The organism is Paenibacillus sp. 10L310 (assembly GCF_056395745.1).
In genome coordinates this window covers 128,459-142,763 of sequence record NZ_JBFTKC010000001.1, presented here as the reverse complement: position 1 = coordinate 142,763, position 14,305 = coordinate 128,459, and the positions used below count along the sequence as shown (strand labels likewise).

Sequence of the window (14,305 nt, the reverse complement as noted above, 5' to 3'; positions counted from 1 at the left end):
ACGATTCATTGTTTTACTTGCTCATGGCATGCTGGAAAGACTCCAGCAGTTTTTTGATTTGCCCATCAAATTCCAGTTGAAATGACGGAATGATCTCATCTATTCTTTGCTGGAATAACTCCGGATCTTGGACACCAAGCTCTGCTCTTAACTCCATTTCTTCTTCGGAACCGTTGTCGTTCAGGATCATGTTCAGGATTTCACCTTTAAAGTATTCACTTGGAGGAAGGATTAGAGCATTCATCAGGAACTGGGTAAAAAAGAGATGTTTATTATTTTCCTGACTCGCCTTTTTCATCGCCTGCTTAGTAAACAAGTTTATATACTTCTGAGCAAAAGTAACTCCTTTCATTCGGGAAGGCCCAACATGTTCGACCCCTTTCCAACGCAGATCGGCCACAGAACTAAGCCACCAGGCCGGTTCAATGGCCTGCTGCATACGAAGCAACACTTGGCGCTCAAACTGCGGCTCAGGATGCATTCGCTGCTCATCCAAGCATTTCCCTATGGTCTCGGCTTCAATTGCAGCGACCGTCATGCCTTGACCATGGATCGGATCGAAGCTGCAGAATGCATCGCCAAGGACAAGTAATCCGGAGGGCCAATTCTCCATCAGTTCAAAATGTTGACGGACAGACTCGGAAATACGGTATCCCCGAGGCCCTTGAAAAGGCTCCAGCTGGTCTGCCAATGCTACGATTTCATCCGAAGCAAACAGATGTTTGATTTGCTCTTGGAACTCATCCGGATGAGTTGAAGGATATTCGTCTCCCCCTGCGTTGAACAGTAACAGTCCGGCGATATCATTTTCAATGCGCCACAACATGCCTGCACGAATTCCTTGCACAGGATCGGACTCTGTTATCACCGTTCCCCAGTCATTTTGAATAGAGGATGGTATCTTATAATAGCGGGTGCTGTAACCAAGAGACACCTTCAGCACTTCCGGCTCAGGCACGGACAACCCTATCTGTTCAAGCCATCTGATCAATTTGGAAGAACGTCCCGCGGCATCAATAACCATATCTGCTGCAAGCATTGCTTCCCGGTTATCCCGACCTCTTTCTTTGGTATACACGCCTGTAATCGAACGCTGATCTTCTGATGCCATTAACCCGGTAACCTCCGTACTCGTTAAGAAACTTATATGATCTATGTTCTGGACTCGCTGACGCAGTACCCATTCCAGCAGGGCTCTGCTGCTCGATGCAATTTTGAATGAGGAAGCAGCATTCGCCATATTAACTAATGTACCGTAGCGATTGGCAATCATAAACTTCTCTTCATGTGAAGGAATGGCACCAAGCGCGACCAATTCGTCATTGTATCCGGGAAAGTAATGTTCCAGAATGAGTCCGCCGCGCGGTAATACACGATGTGGATGAAAGGATTGAGGCACACCCTGCCGATTTGCCGGCTCAGAAGGCAATTCATCTCGCTCAATGATACATACCTCATCATAATAATCAGATAACATCCTTGCAGTGATTAACCCTGCAATACCTGCCCCGATCACCACAGCTTTTTTCATGTCGGACATCGCCACTTCATCCTCTCTAATCCATCATATTTTATCTACACTTGTAGCCCTATCAAAAAATTACTTATAATACCAATATACACTTGAAATCTCGTTCCATGTAAGAATCAATGTGTTGATACTATATAGCTAAACTACAATAAGGAACTGATGTAGATGAAAATGATTGATAAAAAGGTGGATTTGAGAGTTACCCGAACTCATAAATTGTTAACGATGGCGCTACTCGATCTGTTATGTGAGAAAGGCCAGCTATTCAGCAACCTCACAATTAATGAATTATGTGACAAAGCTATGGTTCACCGAACAACGTTTTACAAACATTTCAAGGATAAATTTGCTCTACTGTCCTCCACCCTAACTTGGGTCCTTCGGGATTATTTACACATGAATGTAGAAAATCGATTACAGCAGCCTTTGCAAAGCGTATCTAAAATTCTGTTTGGAAATGTACTGGAGACCATCGTGCAGAACCAACAGAAGGATGAGGGGTTTAACAACTTTTTCATACATTATATCGGAGAGATATTCAGACGGGATTTTCTGGAATTGAAGAGAAGAGGTAAACAATTTTCACTTCCCATAGAACTTGTAGCGGAGTTTCACTCGGGGGTGATTCGTTTACTTGTGACGTGGTGGATACAACATTTCGAAGAAAATGTTACGGCAGAACAGATGGATGAATATTACTACCTACTGGTGAATGAGAACATCATGTTGGAATAACAAACAGCTCAACCTAAAATCAATGGCTGATTTTGAGATTGAGCTGCATACTTTCAAACTTTACCTATTTTAAAACAGATTCGGAAGCCTGCACTGTCATCCTCGCACGACTTCTTTTCTTCAACCAGCCACTCACCTTCTCATTCATCGCCAGCAGACCTGAAACGACCAGCACTACACCGATCCATGTAACCCAGCTGACATGCTCACCGTAGACAACAGCACCAAGCCCTACGGCAATGGGTGGTGAAATGTATAACCATGTTGCTGGAAACAATGGGTTGGTGCGCGACATAATCCAATAGAACAGACTATGCCCCACCATGGAGCCGATGACAGTCAGATAGATCACCGACGACACAGCAGGCACCCAGTCGAGAGCAGACATATTCCACGATTCCGTTCCGACCGAGAGCAGGGATAACAGCAGTCCCCCATACATCATCTGCACCGCATTGATCGCTACAGGACTAGCCTCCTTGAACTGATGAATGACCTTTTTGGAGTACAATGCACCTGCTGAATAACAGACCTCCCCCACTAGTACCGCGATACAACCCCACATGAACAGGGAACCTGCACCAAGCGATACACCTGGCAACACAACCAGTACCACACCGGTGAACCCGATCAGGCAGCCCACAATCATACGGGCAGATGTTTTTTGTCGTAACAGCGCCGTCTGCATCAACATAATCATCAGCGGCCCTGTCGCCGACAGAATGGCACCCACACCCGAGCTCACATGCTGTTCGGCCCAATATAATGTGGCAAAGGTGCCGAAGGTCAGCCCCGCTCCCGTCAACAGCATCTCCTTGCGGAACAGGAGCGACCAGCTCACTTTGCCCTTCATCCTCATCCATGCAAACATCAGCGCTCCCGCGATTAAAAATCGCAATCCGGCTGACAGAAAAGGAGGCATGCCTGCCTCTACTCCAATTTTAATAGCCAGAAATGTTGTACCGAAAATAAGACACATAACCGTAAATGCAATCCCCACCATGATAACCACTCCTTTATCTGTTCTCCATCATATCTCATGGTCTACAGAACAGAATGAACAAAACAGAACAGTTTTCTCCCATTAGCTGTTACAATAGAGTTCAAAAGGAGTGTGAGCCGGGTGGGCAGAACCATGATGATGACAGATAACAGCCTGAAATTATATGAGCAAGTCATCCATTATCTCGTTGTACGTATAGAAGCGGGAGAGTGGGCCGAACATGAAAAACTGCCATCTGTACGAAGCCTGTCCGAGCTACTCGGCGTACATCGTCTGACCGTATTCAAAGCCTATCAGGAGTTAAAGGAACGTGGGAGTGTTTATGTGAAGGACAAATCTGGCTATTATGTCAGCCCAGCGACTCCATTCTCAGTAACGGATCAGGCGGATGATCCCGCCGTGTCTGCCTGGCTGCATTGGGATTCACTAGCACGGGTACAGTCCCTTGAAGCAGAATACCAGTTTTCCAAATCGTTAATCGATCCCTCTCTGTTGCCCAACCGTTATTGGGGAGAACTAATGCGTGATCTGCTAGATCAATATCCCCGTTTGCTCGGAACGTATTCCACGATTCAGGGAGATCTGGAATTGCGAAGTGCGCTGGCAAGCCATCTAACGAAAAAAGAACGCTTCTATCTCTCCGCAGACGAAGTGCTCATTACTTCGGGGGCGCAGCAAGCGATTGATGTCATCTCGCGGACGCTGGTCAAACCCGGGGATCGGGTGTTGATGGAACGGCCTACGTACGGACCGGCAATGGAGATTTTCCGCAAACAAGGTGCTCGTCTGATCTTTACGGATATTCACTCGGATGGTTATGATCTGGAGCAGATCGAACATCTGATGAAATCGGAGAAACCACGCTTATTCTACACGACGCCAACTTTTCATAATCCAACTGGCGTTAACGTTCCAGTAGAACAGCGCAAGCAGTTACCCGAACTTGCAGAACAGTATGGATGTTTTTTGCTCGAAGACGATAGCACCTATGATATCTATTTTAAGGAGAAACCTCCTGCACCCATTTTCACCTACGACACTACTGGACACACCCTGTACATCCGCAGTTACAGCAAGTATGTTGCACCCGGGCTACGGATTGCAGCCATCATATGCCGCCAGCGATTCATGCCAGGACTACAGGCTGTAAAATCACTGACAGATAACGGATCGCCCCTTCTGAACCAGAAGCTTTTTCTCCGTTATTTTCAGTCAGAACGCATGCATCAACATCTGTCCAAGCTGCGGACCGCCATCCAGCTACGGATGGAAGTGATGGAACAATCTCTGCTGGAAACGGACTGGACGTGGACCCGGCCGGAGGGCGGACTCAACTTTTGGGTAGAGCTTCCTGAGGGTGTGGATACAGGGAGACTGCTTCACCGATGCATGGAACAATCCGTTGCCTTTGTACCCGGAACCGTATTTGATTCTTCGGATCATTCAGCCAGTCGCAAGCTGCGCCTGTCCTTCTCTTATGCACATGAGCAGCAGATTCGGGAAGGCATGAACAGGCTCATTACGCTTGCGAAAGAAATGTAACATTTTGATACTCTTGGATTGAAGCCAATCCGAAGAATATCAAGTGCAATTTGTCACTCGTATCGCTGCATCAAAAAAAGTCGCCTTATGGCGACTTTACTTTTGGTGTTCTATAGTATTTACCTTATTTACCTGCACCCGCTCTGTGCTTAGAGGTCTTTTCTTGCAAACAAGCGAATGGTAATGAGATAGGACAGCAAAAACAAACCTATAATGCCTACAGAAACCAATGCCATTGTCGTTGTGGTAATTATACCGTTCTCGTTGGCCATATTCATCAGGTACGCAACGGGTTGCGCCAGTATAATCATGCAGACCATGAATATCGCATTGATGATACCAGCACCTTTTTTGCTAAGTCCGTAGAAAAGAGGCATGTATATGGAAACTAATACAAGCACCATGCCTACGGCAATGACAATATCCCTAAGTGAATAATTCGGCTTGTTCAGTTCAGGATAATTCAGGTTCACAAGCTGGTGAATCCCAAACGACGCGAGTACCCCGAATAACGTATAGATTATAGCAGAAAGGTACTTGGCTTTTACAATCTGTTTGCGGCTAACGGGGAGTGTGACCAGGAAATTGTGATTATGGTTCTTGATATCAATCATGGTTGCCAGCATGACCGAACCAAAGGCTGTGTAGATGCCTACAAAATACATTGACATTTCACTCTTAGGTATAAAGGCGAGACTAAATACCACCAGGTATAACCCAATCGTCCACAGTGAACTTTTTAGTACAATGAAATCTTTACGAAGCAAGTTAAGCATATTTGCGTCCTCCCTTCGCCGTAAAATAAATGAGGTCTTCTAACGTAGGTCTTTGTAAAAGAGCTAACCTGCCAAATAACTGTTCGGCCTCTGCCTTATGATCCGACAATGCTTCAAAACCAACGGCTGTCTCGCGTATTCCGATGAAATGTTTCCGAATGTCGGAATCAAGCAGACCCATATCCCCTTTTACAATCGTATACCTTTCCAGCACATCATCTTTTGCCTCGTTAAACACCAGTTTCCCTTGATGAATAAACGTAATGTAGTCTGCAATACGTTCCAGATCCGTCGTAATATGCGTTGAGAAAATAATAGACCTTGTTTCGTCCTGTATCATATCTGCAAGCAGATCAAGCAGTTCCCGCCTAAACACAGGATCAAGCCCGGATGTCGGTTCATCCATAATCAGCAGATCCGCTTCATGCGACAAAGCTACGGCGAGAGAATACTTAATCTTCATGCCTTTGGACAGATCCTGGATTTTCTTTTTGGGAGACAGTTCGAACTGATCCAAGTAGTCATTGAACGCTTTATTATCCCATTTGGTGTAAAAAGGAGCGATCATTTGTGTCATCTCCCGGATCGTTAGATGCTCATAATAAAAGCATTCATCTGACACAATGCCCAGGCGTTGCTTGATATCAACTTCCTGATTTGGCATCTCACTGCCCAATGTCTTGAGGCTCCCCTTATCGGGCTGGATCAGACCCGTGATCATTTTGATCAAAGTACTCTTTCCCGCCCCATTCGGACCAATAAGTCCCGTGATATACCCTTTTTTCACATCCAGAGATACATTATCTACTTTAAATAAGGGATACGTTTTGGTTACATTACGTAATTCGATAGCGTTCATTATGCTTATTCCTCCTCAACCAACAATGTAAGATGATGGATTACATCCTGTGAACTCATGCCCAGTTCTCTGCTCTCACGAATCACTTCGAGCATCTTCTCTTCCAATTGTTTCATCCGCCGCTCTCGAATAAAGTCCTGATTGGCTCCGGATACAAAGCTCCCTTTGCCTACAACTGAATCGATCAGTTTCTCCTTCTCCAGCTCTTCATAGACACGTTTAGTTGTAATAACACTGACTTGCAGATCCTTGGCGAGCTGCCGAATGGAGGGAAGACTATCTCCAGCAACCAATTCTCCGCTCAAGATGCTCTGTCTGATCTGAGTTAGAATCTGCATGTAGATCGGATCGCTCGAAGCATTCGATATTAAAATGTTAATCTTTCCTCACCTCATTGATGTTACGTAGTTTCCAGTAGGTATAGTGTGTATATATAATATACACACTATACCTACCGATGGTCAATCTTTATTTCACATTATTCTCAATCTGATTCGATCCATAGACACGGGCTAGCTAATCTGGACGACAAAAAGAGGACGTCAGTTTCCTGTTCGTCCTCTTGATTAATCAAGCCCGAAAGGTCATATGACCTCCCAGGCTAATGTTACGTGCTGGATATGACCTTATCCACCAATCCATATTCGACTGCTTCCGCAGCGGTCAGGAAATAGTCTCGATCCGAGTCCTTCTCAATCCGCTCAATTGACTGTCCTGTATGGTCGGCTAACAGCTTGTTAAGACGTTGACGATGCTGAATGATGCGGTTAGCATGAATCAGCATATCGGATGCCTGCCCTCGCGTACCGCCATGTGGCTGATGGATCATGATCTCACTGTTGGGCAGCGCCATACGTTTACCTTTTGTTCCACCGACCAGCAGTATCGTGCCAAAGCTTGCCGCCATACCTGTACAGATCGTGGAGATATCCGGCTTCACAAATTGCATCGTGTCATAGATCGAGAATCCCGCAGTCACCGACCCACCAGGGCTGTTGATGTACATCTGGATGTCCTTTTCCGGGTCCTCTGCAGTCAAAAACAACAACTGGGCCACGATGGCATTTGCCATCTGATCCTCAATTTCTCCGGACACCATAATGATCCGATCTTTGAGCAAACGTGAATAAATATCATAACTCCGCTCTCCGCGAGCTGTCTGTTCCACTACATAGGGTACTACATTCATGTGTGTCGCCTCCTCGGTTTAGGCAACCATGTTGACCGTGTATCCGCCTCCATACGACATCGAGTTCATGCCAGAAGTAGAGTACCCGTACATCATTGGTTGCATGGTTGGAGACGGCAAAGTATGCTGCAAAATCGTGCCCGCCACAGCCATCGGGTCATCGGTCCGGTTCAGGCACAGATCAATCATTCGGGCTGTATCCCCATTACGAAATGCCAGCAGATAGCTGCGCAGTTCCTCCCGATTGTCCTCCACTGCGCCTTCCTCATACTGCAATTCAGCGTCCGATTGTTCCAACCTGTGCCTCACTTCAGCTATGGCAGAGCGAGCACGACTTAACGCTGCTTTCACAGCGCCTTCTGTCGTATCCAGCATTTCCGCAGTCTCTGCCGCCCTATAACCCATTAATTCACGTAATACATATATCACTCGCTGCCACGGTGGTAGCGTATTTACAAGAAGTTGTACGGCAGACTCCAATTCCTCGAATCGCCTTTCCTCCTCCATTTCGTGAAGGAGCGGCTTCAAGCTATCCAGTTTATAAGCCAATTTCTCCCGCTGACGTAAGATATCAATCCAGCTGTTGCGAGCAATACGAATCAGATAAGCTTCCCAGTTTATATCTTTATTCATCCCGGAAGTTCCAACCACTCTCGACGACAACACTTTGAGACAGGTCTCCTGAACCAGATCCTCCGTGTCTGGAACTGATTTCGTCAGAGATAGACAATACGCATACAACGAACCCATCAGATCGGGTAGTACGGTATGGATGCTTGGGTTCAATTGATTTTTTCTGTCGTTGCCATTAAATTCAATATTGAATTTATCTTGTTTACCATCATCATGTGGTCTGTTGATTCTGCAATCCACGGACTTCACAAAGGCCATCTTGGGGGCCCCCCTTTGCTGGTTCCTGATTGATTTTGACTTACACTATGTAAACGAAGAACCCCTTGTAAAGGATACGCTCTTCTGAATTTATTTTTGTTACGCTAGTTAAGTTGAGTTACGCATTCGTTTCCAGCTTTAATGTTCCAAGCGGCACCTTCATCCCGGTAAGGGCAATCGTAATACTTCCATCCAGATTATAATTCTGCCGTACATCGACGTCATGAGACATATGTGTAAAATATGTATGACCTGGCTTCAGTTCCCACAGCAGCTCCTGCGCCTCACGCATATCGTACACGGAACGTGTTGAGAATTCCGCAAGTTCATGCACAAAGCTTGTTCCAAGCACCAGCAGATCCAGTCCGTGCAACGGCTCTTTCTCGGCATCCTTCAGGTCAATAGCATCTGAACAGTACGCCCAGCTATACCCACCCTGATCCAATCGATAGGCGTACGAATACCCGTTATGTCCATGGCATACTTTCCAGGAATGTACCTTCCAGCCGCCTAGTTCAATATCATCATCCGTTTCCAGAAAGTCCATATGACGACCCAACCAGGGAAACTGTCCCTGAATGGTGGCAATCACTTCGCGTGGTGCATACAAACGCCCCTTTACACCCAACCACCGGCATGCATCCGCCCATTCTGGCAATCCTCCAATATGGTCAAAATGGGCATGAGTGATGAGCAGCGTATGCACCATACGCAATCCCTGATCCTCCATCTGTGATCTCCAGTCTGGTCCGCAGTCAATCATGAACTGTTCACCCGCACCATCCCCACCACCGTCAATCAGAACAGAAGAGCGTTTCCGTTTATTCTCCCCCGTAAGCCTTGCCTCTGTACATACTTCGCAATCACAATACACACGTGGAACGCCCATCGCATCGCCAGTGCCCAGAAATGTTAGCTGATTCAATCCGCATTCCCCCTGAATTAATGATATGTAGATTGTAATCGTCCACCTCCGTTTTTGCAAAAAAAAGACCATCCCGCTGCAGTTCTCCACTGCAATTCGGGACAGTCTGTGGTCTGACCGTTCACCGTCAGACTTTAATTCCATGCTTCGCTCCATTCGGGAGCGTACGCTTCGTCAGCATGTGATGCAACCTTATAAGCGGGTCATCCGCATGAAGATCAGGCCTTACCTTTTAAACAGGCCACGACCGATTAATTCGAGTCACATCCACTCCGCGCTGGAACTATACCAGTGCCCGCAGCTTCAACGTCAGTTCCTGACCCGCAGGTACATCCTTCGAATCCGTAATGACCCAGTTCGATGCAAGCCGCTTCGCCAGTACCTCTGCCTGCTCCGGTTTCAACTGTAATCCGGTGATGATTCCTTCACCCACTGTGAAGTCTTTCTCGGGCTGTACCTTGAAGGCTTTCTCCAACCAGATTCCGAGTCCACCACGCGTGTTAAAGGTAATCCGGTAGCCATCTTTTACTGCTGCCTCCAGATTTTCACCATGTTCATCCGCATACGAGAAAAATTCGGTATATCGGTATTCCTCTTCAGACACGGCGTCAAAAGCGGAAACGTCTTTCGCTTGAATAGCTTTTAAAATTTCTTCCTCAGGCATCCCCTTACCGCGGGCCTGCTCCAGTCGAATCGCTGTACTTTGGGATAATTTGATCTCTGTGTTCATACTATCACGCCTTTCTGCAACATCCATTCGAATTCTATTCGTATAAGCTCATTATATCCTGTCCTGATACCTGAATACAAAGTATCCCGACAACACTTGCAACCATTCCGATTTTTCCTCTCGGCTGCGAGCGGAAGCATCGATGTCTCCGCTACAGATTGGTGGCATCGTGTCGTATACGCCAAGATCAGGTACAGGAATCGCCCCCAGCAAATCTGCATATACGGACGCACCGGATCACAATGCAATTCCTCCGTTGGTGCGACCTTAACCAGCTAACCAAGGTACATGCCGGCTTTTAATCGAAGAAGTGAAGAACCATAGACAGATCATGGACTATGAACAGATAAGTCATTCCTAGTTCGGCCTGTAAACCCTTCAACAGATTGACCAACTGTGCTTATACTGAAACACCCCAGCGCAGACAACGACCCATGACAGAGAATAAAATCGGGATTGACTGATAGAGCACGGGCAATACTCAAACACTGACGTTGCCCTCAGCTGAAATCATGCGGATAACGTTCAACTTCAAGCCTACTAGTTCATGAGGTAAGCATTGTGCCTTCATCTCTACCTTCAAACCTCACCACGGGTTCACTGATGATCAGCAGAATCTTCATGCCTGAATTTAGTGAGGAATACGGGTCCTGAAAGATTTTCTCTATCCGTTTGTATAGCGGCTTCAACTGCCACTCGTTCATCTTAGCAACATCCCGTCCACCAAATATAGCACTAATATCCATCACATCAAAACAGTCTTACATATTAGATTTAAATAGGACAAATTAATATTATTGACAATCAATACCATAATATATATATTATAGATGTCCGGACTTAGTACATTTCTTCACATTATTTTAAAGGGAGGCTTTAAATTGGAACTAAAAAAACTTCTAAAAAGCACTACATTCACTCTTATCTTCACTGGAATGCTGGCTTCAAGTGCTTTTGCTGCTGGTACTGGTGATAACCCAACACCCACGATGGACATTCCAACCCTAAAACAACAACAGATGCTTCCAAAAAAAATGAAAGAATTACAAATTCATAAGGATAGAGCTGAAAGTAAGTACCATATTATGGCTCTAGGTGATCTACAAACCGTAGGGGTTACTCCGTTCAAACAGGAAACAACCTATTGGTGCGGACCTGCTACTACAAAGCAAGTATTAAATTATCTAAATAGTAGTTCTGAATCACAGTCTTACTATGCTAAGAAATTAGGAACTACAAAAGATGGTACTGACTTTACAATCGTTGACGATGTTCTAAACAATCTTCAATCGCAGTACACTTATTCGTACTCAACATCACTCAATTTTGAAACATGGAAGTATGCAATCATGTATTCATCGGATAAATACCATCCAGCTGTATTAGATTTAAAAATTACTGGTAATGAATTAGAAAACTACACTGGTACTGTAAGCGGACATATAATCAATGTTTCTGGCTATGACTTTAGAACAAATGATGCAAAGGTTAGGCTTACAGATCCTTATGATCAGGGTAATAGAGGAAAAACACACGGTAACAAGTGGTATAGCCTCGATAAAGTGTATCAAGCCAATCAAAACCACTTTAGACAAGCAATAATATGGTAATGATTCGTTAAAAAGAAGGGAAGCAAAGCTTCCCTTCTTTAATAATGTACGGGAGGTATTATCATGAAAAATAGATTTATTTTCTTTTACATCGCCCTTCTAGTTGTTTTATTACTTACAGCCTGTAACGAAACCACTACATCCGATCAAACGGTAAACCATAATCCATCTGAAAAACCTTCTAGTACGTTGGAAACTACACCTGAAATTGACTCATCTACTAACCCTACAACAACAGAACTACCACAAACTAAACCCGATGTTAAATTTAAGCTTCCTTACACTATCGATTCAATAACTATTAAAAATGATATTTTGGAGCGTAACACCATCGTTTCCAGTTATAAAAATGACAACGATATTGTCATTTTTAGCAGAGATTTCTCCACAACTGATGAGATGGAAATGGAAATTATTCAGTTTGACACGAAAAAGAATACCTATGTCTCTCAATATCGTGCTGCGAAAGGCATGATTATTAATACCTTAGTGTCCGTTGGTGATGACTTATTTTGGGTGGAAAATCCATCTCATTCACCAGATAATAATACTCCTTGGAAAATGATGCGGATGAAACGAGATGATCTTGAAGCAAGCCCTACCATTTTTACCGAAGGGATTAGTGAAGATCAAATTGCCGTCCCTGTATTAAGAACCTATCAAGATGAGATTAGCTGGATAGAGAAGAAGATCAACAATAAAATTGTTAAAAATGAAGCATTTATTTATAATGTAAAAAGCAATATTAAGACTAAGGTAACCACACAATTGCTAAATGAAAAAACAAAGAATAAAAAGGGCATTTTCCTTGATTTACAAAGACCTGTCAATGAAGGATTATTGATACAGCAAACGGTCTTTGGAGATAAAGATGCAGATACAGAAAAACGGTTTGACATTGTTATGTATCCTAAAGATCATTCCGAACCTGAGCTTATTATTAAAGATCGTGAAGACATTTATGATTTCACAGCAAATGAGCAATGGATTGTATTAACGACGGAGAGTACTACTGAAATTTTAGATAGAAATACAAAAAAATTGATCTATACCATTGTTCACGACAGTTCGCTACTCGGTGGATACTCCCCTTTTCTATTGGAAAATCAGCTTATCTACAAACAATCGCCCTATATTATGGCTGTAGATTTAACCACAGGCCATAAGCAACGAGTAATTAATAAAGAAGGAAGCTACACATCTATTTATAACTTCGGTGATATTCTCACCTTTACTCGCATGGAATATGAAAAAGATAGAACACAAGCAGAATTATTTTTCATCCACTTGAATGCAAAAGATCAATAATATATTTAATGAATATGCCGGAGCAGTTTGGCCTTAACCCCCTCTCAGGTAAATGGCCTCCCCATAGTTAGACATGATCTAACCATGGGGAGGCCATTTCAATGCTATACGATTCCCTAGATTCCCGCAAGCACCTGATACCACACGCCGCGTTTGGAGTACAACGTACTGCGTACCTCGTCCCATCCACCCAGATAGTTGATATCAAATAGTCCTTCTGGCGTTGGGAATGTCGACTCCGTCTGTGCAAATACATCCGGATCTACTGAACGAAAACCATGCTTGGCAAAAATACGCTGCGCTTCTGGTGTACGCAGATATGCGACAAAGGCTTCTGCCAGTTCGCGATTTCCATGTTTATCAGCATATTTATTCACCACAACTGCCGGGTTCTCAATCAGGATCGTATTTTTTGGAATGACGATGTCATAATCTACACCTTTGGCGATCCGGGCAAGCAATTCATTTTCATACGTGACGATGACATCACCCACACCATATTCGAATGCCGCCATCGAAGAACGCCCACTCTTGTCCAATGATTCAACGTTACGATGTACCTGTTCGAGAAAAGCCTTGGCTGCGGCAGGATCTTTCTTCCCCTCTTGCTCCTCCGACAGTTTCAATCCAGCACCGTAAATGGCATTAATATCCCATTGTGCGCCTCCGGATGTCTTTGGATTGGGGTACAGTACCTTCACTCCTGGCTTGGTTAAGTCCTGAAAATCACGAATACCGAGCGGGTTGCCCGCTCTTGTGCCCAGAACAACAATTGAACGGGTGATCATGCCCTCATTAGGGGTCTGTTTCCAATCAGAGCTAACCAGATCGGCTTTGACCAACTTCTCGATATCACTCTCCATCGCGAGCAAGGCCACATCAGCCTCGAATCCACCAACGATGGCTCTTGCCTGTGTGCCCGAAGCTTCATAGGACTCTTGAAAGTTAATCGTCTGTCCCGTTTTTGCCTTCCACTCCTCTTGGAACTTGGGCAGCAATTCGCCTACAGCATCTTTCGCTACACTATAAGCACCAATCACCAGCGTATTGGATGAATCGTTACCAGAGGGCTCGTTCTGTTCGCTTGACTCCTCCTGCTTGCTGCATCCAGCGGTCATGCAGACGAGCAGAAGCATGAGGGCAACATATAAGAGTATGGCTTTCTTCCTCCTCGTCTGCATGGGCAGCCCCTTTCTTCCACTTGAT

16 protein-coding genes are annotated in these 14,305 nt (G+C 44.8%); 4 read left to right on the top strand and 12 right to left on the bottom strand.

The window, feature by feature from the left end; all coding sequences use genetic code 11:
* Nucleotides 1-13: 13 nt before the first annotated feature.
* Nucleotides 14-1,540 carry an NAD(P)/FAD-dependent oxidoreductase gene (locus tag AC1DE7_RS00705; protein WP_339286060.1) on the bottom strand — a complete coding sequence of 509 codons (1,527 nt, stop codon included), beginning with the start codon at nucleotides 1,538-1,540 and terminating at the stop codon, nucleotides 14-16.
* Nucleotides 1,541-1,696: 156 nt separating this feature from the next.
* Between AC1DE7_RS00705 and AC1DE7_RS00700 the strand changes: the two genes are divergently transcribed.
* The gene (locus AC1DE7_RS00700; protein WP_477533537.1) at nucleotides 1,697-2,266 is read left to right on the top strand and encodes a TetR/AcrR family transcriptional regulator; all 570 of its coding nucleotides are present in this window, start codon (nucleotides 1,697-1,699) and stop codon (nucleotides 2,264-2,266) included.
* A gap of 64 nt (nucleotides 2,267-2,330) precedes the next feature.
* Here the strand turns inward: AC1DE7_RS00700 and AC1DE7_RS00695 are convergent, their stop codons facing one another.
* Nucleotides 2,331-3,269, bottom strand: coding sequence for a DMT family transporter (locus AC1DE7_RS00695; protein WP_127544168.1), 939 nt, complete (start codon nucleotides 3,267-3,269; stop codon nucleotides 2,331-2,333).
* A gap of 120 nt (nucleotides 3,270-3,389) precedes the next feature.
* Here AC1DE7_RS00695 and AC1DE7_RS00690 point away from each other — a divergent pair, with 120 nt between their 5' ends.
* Nucleotides 3,390-4,811 carry an aminotransferase-like domain-containing protein gene (locus tag AC1DE7_RS00690; protein ID WP_339286056.1) on the top strand — a complete coding sequence of 474 codons (1,422 nt, stop codon included), beginning with the start codon at nucleotides 3,390-3,392 and terminating at the stop codon, nucleotides 4,809-4,811.
* Between the two features lie 149 nt (nucleotides 4,812-4,960).
* Here the strand turns inward: AC1DE7_RS00690 and AC1DE7_RS00685 are convergent, their stop codons facing one another.
* From AC1DE7_RS00685 to AC1DE7_RS00645, 9 genes are all read right to left on the bottom strand, one after another.
* Nucleotides 4,961-5,587 carry an ABC-2 transporter permease gene (locus AC1DE7_RS00685; protein ID WP_036610749.1) on the bottom strand — a complete coding sequence of 209 codons (627 nt, stop codon included), beginning with the start codon at nucleotides 5,585-5,587 and terminating at the stop codon, nucleotides 4,961-4,963.
* Nucleotides 5,580-6,446 carry an ABC transporter ATP-binding protein gene (locus AC1DE7_RS00680; protein ID WP_036669112.1) on the bottom strand — a complete coding sequence of 289 codons (867 nt, stop codon included), beginning with the start codon at nucleotides 6,444-6,446 and terminating at the stop codon, nucleotides 5,580-5,582. Before AC1DE7_RS00680 ends, AC1DE7_RS00685 begins: the two co-directional genes overlap by 8 nt.
* Before the next feature lie 5 nt (nucleotides 6,447-6,451).
* The gene (locus AC1DE7_RS00675) at nucleotides 6,452-6,826 is read right to left on the bottom strand and encodes a GntR family transcriptional regulator (RefSeq protein ID WP_036610760.1); all 375 of its coding nucleotides are present in this window, start codon (nucleotides 6,824-6,826) and stop codon (nucleotides 6,452-6,454) included.
* Between the two features lie 227 nt (nucleotides 6,827-7,053).
* Nucleotides 7,054-7,635, bottom strand: a complete 582-nt coding sequence (clpP, locus tag AC1DE7_RS00670) for an ATP-dependent Clp endopeptidase proteolytic subunit ClpP (protein ID WP_036610761.1) — start codon at nucleotides 7,633-7,635, stop codon at nucleotides 7,054-7,056.
* Nucleotides 7,636-7,653: 18 nt separating this feature from the next.
* Complete coding sequence (locus AC1DE7_RS00665; RefSeq protein ID WP_477533536.1) at nucleotides 7,654-8,526, bottom strand: RNA polymerase sigma factor; 873 nt, start codon at nucleotides 8,524-8,526, stop codon at nucleotides 7,654-7,656.
* 118 nt (nucleotides 8,527-8,644) lie between these two features.
* The gene (locus AC1DE7_RS00660; RefSeq protein WP_477533535.1) at nucleotides 8,645-9,451 is read right to left on the bottom strand and encodes an MBL fold metallo-hydrolase; all 807 of its coding nucleotides are present in this window, start codon (nucleotides 9,449-9,451) and stop codon (nucleotides 8,645-8,647) included.
* Nucleotides 9,452-9,734: 283 nt separating this feature from the next.
* Complete coding sequence (locus tag AC1DE7_RS00655) at nucleotides 9,735-10,181, bottom strand: hypothetical protein (protein WP_477533534.1); 447 nt, start codon at nucleotides 10,179-10,181, stop codon at nucleotides 9,735-9,737.
* A 51-nt stretch (nucleotides 10,182-10,232) separates the two neighbouring features.
* On the bottom strand, nucleotides 10,233-10,394 hold the full coding sequence (locus tag AC1DE7_RS00650) for a hypothetical protein (RefSeq protein WP_477533533.1): 162 nt from the start codon (nucleotides 10,392-10,394) through the stop codon (nucleotides 10,233-10,235).
* A 332-nt stretch (nucleotides 10,395-10,726) separates the two neighbouring features.
* Complete coding sequence (locus AC1DE7_RS00645; RefSeq protein WP_477533532.1) at nucleotides 10,727-10,927, bottom strand: hypothetical protein; 201 nt, start codon at nucleotides 10,925-10,927, stop codon at nucleotides 10,727-10,729.
* 135 nt (nucleotides 10,928-11,062) lie between these two features.
* Between AC1DE7_RS00645 and AC1DE7_RS00640 the strand changes: the two genes are divergently transcribed.
* Both AC1DE7_RS00640 and AC1DE7_RS00635 read left to right on the top strand, forming a co-directional pair.
* A complete protein-coding gene (locus AC1DE7_RS00640) occupies nucleotides 11,063-11,791 on the top strand; it encodes a C39 family peptidase (protein ID WP_179198464.1) in 729 nt (242 codons plus the stop codon).
* A 63-nt stretch (nucleotides 11,792-11,854) separates the two neighbouring features.
* Nucleotides 11,855-13,099 carry a hypothetical protein gene (locus AC1DE7_RS00635; RefSeq protein ID WP_477533531.1) on the top strand — a complete coding sequence of 415 codons (1,245 nt, stop codon included), beginning with the start codon at nucleotides 11,855-11,857 and terminating at the stop codon, nucleotides 13,097-13,099.
* A 116-nt stretch (nucleotides 13,100-13,215) separates the two neighbouring features.
* On the opposite strand, the gene AC1DE7_RS00630 is transcribed toward AC1DE7_RS00635, so the two are convergent.
* On the bottom strand, nucleotides 13,216-14,280 hold the full coding sequence (locus tag AC1DE7_RS00630; protein ID WP_477533530.1) for a sulfate ABC transporter substrate-binding protein: 1,065 nt from the start codon (nucleotides 14,278-14,280) through the stop codon (nucleotides 13,216-13,218).
* Between the last annotated feature and the right edge of the window lie 25 nt (nucleotides 14,281-14,305).

Excerpts from the sequence above, each read along its gene's own strand:
- AC1DE7_RS00705 (WP_339286060.1), bottom strand. The coding sequence starts at position 1,540 with ATGTCCGACATGAAAAAAGCTGTGGTGATCGGGGCAGGTATTGCAGGG.
- AC1DE7_RS00700 (WP_477533537.1), top strand. The coding sequence starts at position 1,697 with ATGAAAATGATTGATAAAAAGGTGGATTTGAGAGTTACCCGAACTCAT.
- AC1DE7_RS00695 (WP_127544168.1), bottom strand. The coding sequence starts at position 3,269 with ATGGTGGGGATTGCATTTACGGTTATGTGTCTTATTTTCGGTACAACA.
- AC1DE7_RS00685 (WP_036610749.1), bottom strand. The coding sequence starts at position 5,587 with ATGCTTAACTTGCTTCGTAAAGATTTCATTGTACTAAAAAGTTCACTG.
- AC1DE7_RS00680 (WP_036669112.1), bottom strand. The coding sequence starts at position 6,446 with ATGAACGCTATCGAATTACGTAATGTAACCAAAACGTATCCCTTATTT.
- clpP (WP_036610761.1), bottom strand. The coding sequence starts at position 7,635 with ATGAATGTAGTACCCTATGTAGTGGAACAGACAGCTCGCGGAGAGCGG.
- AC1DE7_RS00665 (WP_477533536.1), bottom strand. The coding sequence starts at position 8,526 with ATGGCCTTTGTGAAGTCCGTGGATTGCAGAATCAACAGACCACATGAT.
- AC1DE7_RS00655 (WP_477533534.1), bottom strand. The coding sequence starts at position 10,181 with ATGAACACAGAGATCAAATTATCCCAAAGTACAGCGATTCGACTGGAG.
- AC1DE7_RS00645 (WP_477533532.1), bottom strand. The coding sequence starts at position 10,927 with ATGGATATTAGTGCTATATTTGGTGGACGGGATGTTGCTAAGATGAAC.
- AC1DE7_RS00635 (WP_477533531.1), top strand. The coding sequence starts at position 11,855 with ATGAAAAATAGATTTATTTTCTTTTACATCGCCCTTCTAGTTGTTTTA.
- AC1DE7_RS00630 (WP_477533530.1), bottom strand. The coding sequence starts at position 14,280 with ATGCAGACGAGGAGGAAGAAAGCCATACTCTTATATGTTGCCCTCATG.